General features: G+C 64.1%; 7 protein-coding genes and 1 tRNA gene. 3 read left to right on the top strand and 5 right to left on the bottom strand.

Annotation, left to right across the window (positions count from 1 at the left end; genetic code table 11):
- From FVW20_RS03760 to FVW20_RS03740, 5 genes are all read right to left on the bottom strand, one after another.
- On the bottom strand, positions 1-482 hold a 482-nt coding region (locus tag FVW20_RS03760; protein WP_269145807.1), incomplete at its 3' end, for a cation-transporting P-type ATPase.
- 127 nt (positions 483-609) lie between these two features.
- Complete coding sequence (locus tag FVW20_RS03755; RefSeq protein WP_196608356.1) at positions 610-2,151, bottom strand: YeiH family protein; 1,542 nt, start codon at positions 2,149-2,151, stop codon at positions 610-612.
- A gap of 455 nt (positions 2,152-2,606) precedes the next feature.
- A complete protein-coding gene (locus FVW20_RS03750) occupies positions 2,607-3,362 on the bottom strand; it encodes a class I SAM-dependent methyltransferase (RefSeq protein WP_196608355.1) in 756 nt (251 codons plus the stop codon).
- Positions 3,363-3,547: 185 nt separating this feature from the next.
- Positions 3,548-3,623, bottom strand: a tRNA-Asn gene (locus FVW20_RS03745).
- Positions 3,593-3,808, bottom strand: coding sequence for a hypothetical protein (locus tag FVW20_RS03740; protein WP_196608354.1), 216 nt, complete (start codon positions 3,806-3,808; stop codon positions 3,593-3,595). Before FVW20_RS03740 ends, FVW20_RS03745 begins: the two co-directional genes overlap by 31 nt.
- An 89-nt stretch (positions 3,809-3,897) precedes the next feature.
- Between FVW20_RS03740 and lysS the strand changes: the two genes are divergently transcribed.
- The 3 genes from lysS to FVW20_RS03725 form a co-directional block, all read left to right on the top strand.
- On the top strand, positions 3,898-5,403 hold the full coding sequence (gene lysS / locus FVW20_RS03735) for a lysine--tRNA ligase (RefSeq protein ID WP_231038835.1): 1,506 nt from the start codon (positions 3,898-3,900) through the stop codon (positions 5,401-5,403).
- Positions 5,404-5,413: 10 nt separating this feature from the next.
- A complete protein-coding gene (locus FVW20_RS03730) occupies positions 5,414-6,667 on the top strand; it encodes a lipoprotein-releasing ABC transporter permease subunit (RefSeq protein WP_196608352.1) in 1,254 nt (417 codons plus the stop codon).
- A 17-nt stretch (positions 6,668-6,684) separates the two neighbouring features.
- Positions 6,685-7,188 (top strand): ABC transporter ATP-binding protein (locus tag FVW20_RS03725; RefSeq protein ID WP_196608357.1); only part of this gene is annotated, 504 nt, incomplete at its 3' end.

The following is a 7,188-nucleotide window of genomic DNA, read 5'->3' as shown; positions in this document are numbered from 1 at the left end:
AGGGCGTGGGCCTCGACGATGCGCGCGTCGGCGGGCACGCGGTCACCCGCCTCCAGCAGCACCACGTCGCCGGGCACCACCTGGGCCGAAGGTATGCGCGCCTCCGCGCCGTCGCGCAGCACGCTGGTGGTGGGCGAGAGCATCTTCTTCAGGGCGTCCAGGGCCTGTTCCGCCCGGTACTCCTGCACGAAACCCAGCACCGCGCAGAACAGCACGATGACCAGAATGATGGCCGCGTCCACCACCTCGCCCACGGCGGCGGAAAGAACCACGGCCGCCAGCAGGATGACGATGAGCACGTTGGCGAACTGCCCCAGGAACATGCGCAGGGGTGAGGCCCGCTCCTCGTGGGTCAGTTCGTTGGGGCCGTGCCGGGACAGGCGTTCCTCTGCCTGGCTGGCGGAAAGACCACGCGTCGGGTCCGTGCCCAGGGTGCGAGCCACATCGTCCGTGGCCATGGCGTGCCATGCGGGATGGGTCATGGTGTGCTCCCGTTCGGGTGTGGGGGAACGTGATGGTGCGCCGGGGGCGGGCAGCCCCCGGCGCGGGTTGTAATATCCTTCGTCTTTGTGGTCGCTTGCAGGTGCGACCGGTTACATGGCGACCAGGTTACATGGGCGGAGGCGGAAACAGCGCGCCGCCAAAGATCAGGTAGGCGAGCACCAGCGTCCAGATGATGTTCACCCCCTGCCCGATGACGAAGGCCAGGGCGGGCTTGCCCCCGCCAAGGCTGGCCAGTTCGCTGAAGCGCGTCTCAAGCCCGATGCAGGTGAAGGCCAGGGCGAACCACCAGGTGCGCAGCCCGCTGAGGGTAGACTTGGTGGCGTTGACCATGTCTCCGGGCAGGAAGAACGAGAACAGCACCGAAGCGGCCATGAACCCCAGCACGAACTTGGGAAAGCGGTCCCATATCTCCATGGCGCTGGGCTTCTGCCCGCCGGGCAGGTGGGCCGATTCCTTGTAGGCCCACCACACCGCCAGGAAGAACGCGGCGAAGCCGATGAACACGTTCTGGCCCATCTTGACGATGACGCCGATCTTCATGGCCGTTTCGCTCACCAACGCGCCCGCCGCCACCACCGAACCGGAGGTGTCGAGGGTGCCGCCCATCCACGCGCCCGCCACCAGGTCGGGCATTCCGGTCATTTTCGCGATGATGGGTTGCAGCACCATCATGGGCACCGCGCAGATGAGCACCACGGAGGTGACGTACGAGAGCTTCTTGGGGTCGCCCCGCACCGCGCCGGATGTGGCGATGGCCGCCGACACGCCGCAGATGGACACGGCCGAGGAGAGCATGGCCGAGAACTCGTCGTCGATGTCCAGCTTCTTGCACAGCCAGAAGGTGAAGTACCACACCACGGTGATCACCAGCAGGGCCTGCACTATGGCGTACATCCCGGCCTGCACGATTTCGCCGAACAGGATGCCCGCGCCCAGTATGACCAGGCCCGTCTTGATGTAGTACTCGGTCTGCACCGCCGGACGCATCCATTGCGGCAGGCCGAGGACGTTGCTGACGATGAGCCCCAGGAACAGGCACCACAGCACGTATTCGATGCCGTAGTCGTTGATGGTGAAGTTGCCCGCGATGAACTGGGCCAGCCACGCCAGCACGAACACCGCGGGAAAGCCCACCAGGAAGCTGCCGATGTTGCGCCCCAGCAGCACGATGCCCAGCGACGCCACCGCCAGCAGGCCCACCAGCAGGATGAGGGAACCGGTGAGGTTGGCGGCGGCGAACACCTTGGGCAGCAGCGCGCCAGCGTTGTCCCCCAGGAGTTTGGCGATTGCGCCGCCCTTCTTCTTGATGTCCTTGTCCTTTGCGGCCTTGGCGGCGTCGGCCAGGGCCTTGGCGGCATCTCCCACGGCCTTGCGGTCCTTGCCCGCAAGGGCAGTCTGGAGCAGGGCGGCGGACGTGGCCACGCCCGTCTCGCCCTTCTGGGTAGCCTGCAGGGCGAACGCCGTTACCTCGGGGGCCTTGCCTTCCGCGAGTTGGGCGAATTCGCCGTCGGTGGTCCATTTGAACTTGGGAAGGGTGACGGTGAGACCGCCGAGGATCAGGATGATGATCAGAAAGCCAAGCCAGACGGCCAGCCAGTCCTCGGTCTTCCAGAGTACGGAAATCCCCAGCTTGTTTTCCCCAGCCATACGAAGTCCTCCTCCGTGTCTTGCGGTGGGTGAAGCGTGTGGAATCCTAAGGCTGCCCCTCCGAGCGCCTGCTCCGCGTCAATGGCGACGGCGCGGAACGGGGGCGGCGGGGTGGTGGGTGGGAAGCTTCCTCCTTGTCGGGTTGCGCACAACATGGACCACGGGGGCCATGCGGCGGGTTGCATGTGGCACAAGGCGCACATGAGGGGGAGAGCGGCCGCGCCGAGCGGAGACATGGGGGGCGCGAAATGGGCGCGAGGAGGGAAGGAGCGCGAAGGGTAAAGGTGCGGCACTACGCGGCAGGGTGGCGAGGCCCCGCCGAAATTTCTTTTATGGCTAATTTGATAGTAAATATGTCACGCTATGTCCAGCAGCTGCCAACTTGGCTGACGGGCGAGGAGCAGGAACGGCAGGGTGATGGCGAAAATGGTCGGTCAGGTTGGTCGGGGCTGGCCTTATCTCCCGATGTTCTTCGCAACATACACGCCATAACCGTAATGCTCGCCGTGTGTCTCGTACATGGCGATTTCCGTTTTCTCGGCTTCGACGACGGCCCTTGCCGCGTCACTTCGGCCATGGCGTTCCAGGAAGGCGTGGAAACGGCGTTGCATTGGGCGGTAATAATGTTCTGTCCAGCAATGCCTTGGCAGGACAAAATAGCCCCAGGGGCTGTATCCGTGGCGTTCTAGAATCGCGATTTTTGCCGAGGCGACATCGATTTGGGGGTATTCCCCCTCCCAATGCGCTTGGATTTCGGGCGGTCTCGTCGCCCCAAGCCAGGTTATCTCGGACACGACCAGCATTCCGCCCGGTTTCAGCAGCCGGCGCCAGGTCGAGACGCCAGCCTCGAAGCCCATGTTGTAGATGGCGCCTTCGCTCCAGATAACGTCGAAGTACGCGTCGGCAAAAGGCAGGGCGTCCATGGAGCAGGCACAAGTGGTTATCTTGTCCGCCACTCCCTGTGAATGAGCTCTCGAGCGAAGCTCGTCGAGGAATTCCGGCAGGAAGTCCACGGCCGTGACGTGCGCATCCAGTTCCTTTGCGAGCAGGATGGCAGCGGCGCCTGTTCCGCAGCCAATGTCCGCTATTTCCAAAGGGCGCGAGGGGGCAAGGCCGGCCAACCGCATTGCCTGACGTGATTCGGCCTCTCCGCCTGGCCCCTGCCGTGCGGCATGGCGATGGAGATCCGTGAGGAGCCGGAGGTGGTCCACGGGGGGCCTTGCTTCAAGGGTGACAGGTGAATGGAGCCGTACTGATCGCCAGTACCCGGACCGGAGGGTGGTGTAAAGATGCGGCCCCAGGTCGCGCCATGCGCGGGCGCGCGGTTTGCGTCCGGTTCGCGCGGGGACAGGCAATGCAAAAGGGCGCATGACCATGGTCATGCGCCCTTGCGTTCTGGCTCCCCGGGACGGACTTGAACCGCCAACCTAGTGATTAACAGTCACCCGCTCTGCCAATTGAGCCACCGGGGAACGTGGTGCGCCGGGCGTTTTCCGGCGCGGAGGGTGAAGTACCCGCAACGGGCCGGACGGTCAAGCAAAAAATCGCGCAGCGCGAAAAAACTGTTGACGAACGGGCGGCTTGGGCGTTTCTTGACTGCCGCACTCAATTGGCATACCCGTAGCAGTCCGGCATCCGGCAGAATCAACAGGTCCACGGAGAACGTCCTTGAGCAGTCAGGAACAGTCAAAGCGCAAGAAGATCAAGCTTGCCACCAAGTCCGAGCGGGCGGAATATTTCATGCCCATGCTCGAAAGTCTGGAAGCCCGCGACGAACTGAACGAAGTCGTCAAGAACCGGGTGGTCAAATCCTGTGAACTGCTGGACGACGGCGTTGCCCTGTATCCCAACGGTTTCGTGAAACAGCACGACGTGGCGGCCATTGCGGCCGAATACGAGGGGCTGACCGCCGAGGAACTGGAAAACGTCGACACGCGTTTCACCTGCGCGGGGCGCATCGTCTCGCAGCGCTCGTTCGGCAAGGTGACCTTCTTCCACCTGATGGACAAGAGCGGTCGCCTGCAATGCTACACCGCCCGAGAGGTGCTGGGCGAAGACCCGTACCGCAACTTCAAGAAGCTGGACATCGGCGACATCGTGGGCGTTTCCGGCACGCTGTTCCGCACCAAGACGGGCGAACTGACCCTGTCGTGCGACCAGTGTATCCTGCTCACCAAGTCCATCCGGCCCCTGCCCGAAAAGTACCACGGCCTGAAGGACGTGGAGACCCGTTATCGCCAACGCTACGTGGACCTCATCGTCACGCCGCGCACGCGCGAGATTTTCCGCAAGCGCACCCTGATCGTGCGCGAGTTCCGCCGCTTCCTGGAGGAAAAAGGCTTCATGGAGGTGGAAACCCCCATGATGCAGCCCATTCCCGGCGGCGCCACGGCCATGCCGTTCATCACCCACCACAATGCGCTGGACATGCAACTGTACATGCGCATCGCGCCGGAACTGTACCTGAAGCGCCTGCTGGTGGGCGGGTTCGAGAAGGTGTTCGAGATCAACCGCAACTTCCGCAACGAAGGCATCTCGACCCGGCACAACCCGGAATTCACCATGTGCGAATTCTACTGGGCCTACGCCACCTTCGAGGACCTCATGGACCTGACCGAACAACTGTTCGCCCATGTGGCGGAGAAGGTGTGCGGTTCATACGTGGTGACCTACCAGGGCCAGGAGGTGGACCTTACCCCGGGCCGCTGGACGCGTCTTTCGTTCCATGATTCGCTGGAGAAGATCGGCGGGCACAAGCCGGAATTCTACAACGACTACGAAGCGGTGCGCAAATACATCCGCGAACGGGGCGAAAAGGTGGTGGACGGCGAGAAGATGGCCAAGCTGCAGGCCAAGCTGTTCGACCTGGACGTGGAAGGCAAGCTGATCCAGCCCACCTTCATCTATCATTATCCCACCGACATCTCGCCGCTGTCGCGCCGCAACAACGATCGGCCCGACGTGACGGACCGCTTCGAGCTGTTCATCACCGGGCGCGAACTGGGCAACGCCTTCTCCGAACTGAACGACCCCGTGGACCAGCGCATGCGCTTCATGGACCAGGTGGCCGAAAAGGAAGCAGGCGACGCCGAGGCGCACTTCATGGATGAAGACTACCTGCGCGCCCTGGAATACGGCATGCCGCCCGCGGCAGGGCAGGGTGTGGGCATCGACCGACTGGTCATGCTGCTGACCGACTCGCCCTCCATCCGCGAGGTCATCCTGTTCCCGCTGCTGAAGCCGGAAAGCTAGGCTCCGCCGCATGAGCTTCGAACTGTTCGTGGCCTTGCGCTACCTGTTCGCGCGGCGCAGGCAGACATTCATTTCCGTCATTTCCGTCACCTCCATCCTGGGGGTGGCGCTGGGGGTGGCGTCGCTGATCGTGGTGCTGGGCGTCATGAACGGCTTCACCACCGACCTGCGCGACAAGATCCTGGGCGCCAATGCCCACGGCATCGTCATGTCCGCAGACCGCACCGGCCTTACCGACGCGCCGCATCTCATCGACAGGATACGGCAGGTGGACGGGGTGCGCGGCGCGACGCCGTTCATCTATTCCGAAGTCATGCTCTCCACCCCCCACGGGGTGAAAGGCCTTGTGCTGCGCGGCATAGACCCGCAGTCCGCCCCTTCGGTGCTGGGCATTCTTTCCAACATGACCAAGGGCAGCGTGGCCGATCTTGCGCCGCGCACGGGTGCCGACGGCGTTTACTCCGGCCCGCCCGGCGTGATCATCGGCGACGAACTGGCCCAGCGTCTGGGCGTGGTGGTGGGCAGCCGGGTGAACCTGCTGTCGCCCGCCGGGCAGAAGACTTCCGCCGGGTTTGCCCCGCGCATCCGTCCCTTCATGGTGGTGGGCGTGTTCTCCACCGGCATGTTCGAATACGATTCGTCGCTGGGGTTCGTGTCGCTTGACGCCGCGCGCGACGTGCTGGGCCTGCCCGACGGCGCCGTTTCCGGCGTGGAGCTTGCCGTCACCGACGTGTACAAGGCGGATCAGGTGGCAGAACGGGTTACCCGTGCCGTGGGCGGTTACCCGCTGTACACCCGCCACTGGATGGAGATGAACGCCAACCTGTTCGCCGCGCTGAAGCTGGAAAAGACGGCCATGGCCGTGATTCTGGTGCTCATCGTGCTGGTGGGCTCGTTTTCGATCATCACCACGCTGGTCATGCTGGTCATGGAAAAGACGCGCGACATCGCCATACTCATGTCCATGGGGGCCACGCGGGGCATGATCCGGCGCATCTTCATGCTGCAGGGCACGGTCATCGGGGCCATCGGCACCGGCCTCGGCTACGCGCTGGGGCTGGGCGTGGCGGAACTTCTGAAGCGCTACCAGTTCATCAAGCTGCCGCACGGCGTCTATTCGCTGGACCACCTGCCGGTGCTGCTGCAATGGCCCGACATGCTGGCCATCGGCGCAAGCTCGATGCTGCTGTGCTTCGTCGCCACCATCTACCCGGCGCGCCAGGCTGCCAGCCTGGAACCCGCCGAAGCGCTGCGCTACGAATGAGCACGGATTTTCTGCACATGCCCGCCCCCGGCCACGGCCCGGACGCGGCCGCCCCCCTCTCCGGGGACGAGCCGCTGTACCGCCTTGCCGGAGTGGACAAGGAGTACGCCGGCCCCGCAGAGCAACTGACCATCCTGCGCGGGGTGGACCTTTCCATCCGACAGGGGGAATCGGTGGCCATTGTCGGAGCATCCGGCTCGGGCAAGTCCACCCTCTTGCATCTGCTGGGTACCCTTGATACTCCCTCACAGGGACAGGTGTTGTTCCAGGGCCGCGACATGGGGTCCATGTCGCCGGACGAGAAGGCGGGGCTTCGCAACCGCGAGATAGGCTTCGTCTTCCAGTTCCATCACCTGCTTCCGGAATTCGATACATTGGAAAACGTGGCCATGCAGGCCATCATCGCGGGCATGCCGCGCGCGCAGGCCCTTGCACGGGCGCGCGACACCCTTGCCCTGGTCGGCCTGGCCGACCGGACCGCGCACCGGGTAACCACGTTGTCGGGCGGCGAGCGCCAGCGC

The sequence above is a fragment of the Nitratidesulfovibrio oxamicus genome, from assembly GCF_015731765.1.
Classification (GTDB): Bacteria; Desulfobacterota; Desulfovibrionia; order Desulfovibrionales; family Desulfovibrionaceae; genus Cupidesulfovibrio; species Cupidesulfovibrio oxamicus.
The sequence above is the reverse complement of the archived record's forward strand: the minus strand, read 5'-3'. Positions and strand labels throughout refer to the sequence as shown.

Excerpts from the sequence above, each read along its gene's own strand:
- FVW20_RS03755 (WP_196608356.1), bottom strand. The coding sequence starts at position 2,151 with ATGGCTGGGGAAAACAAGCTGGGGATTTCCGTACTCTGGAAGACCGAG.
- lysS (WP_231038835.1), top strand. The coding sequence starts at position 3,898 with ATGCTCGAAAGTCTGGAAGCCCGCGACGAACTGAACGAAGTCGTCAAG.
- FVW20_RS03730 (WP_196608352.1), top strand. The coding sequence starts at position 5,414 with ATGAGCTTCGAACTGTTCGTGGCCTTGCGCTACCTGTTCGCGCGGCGC.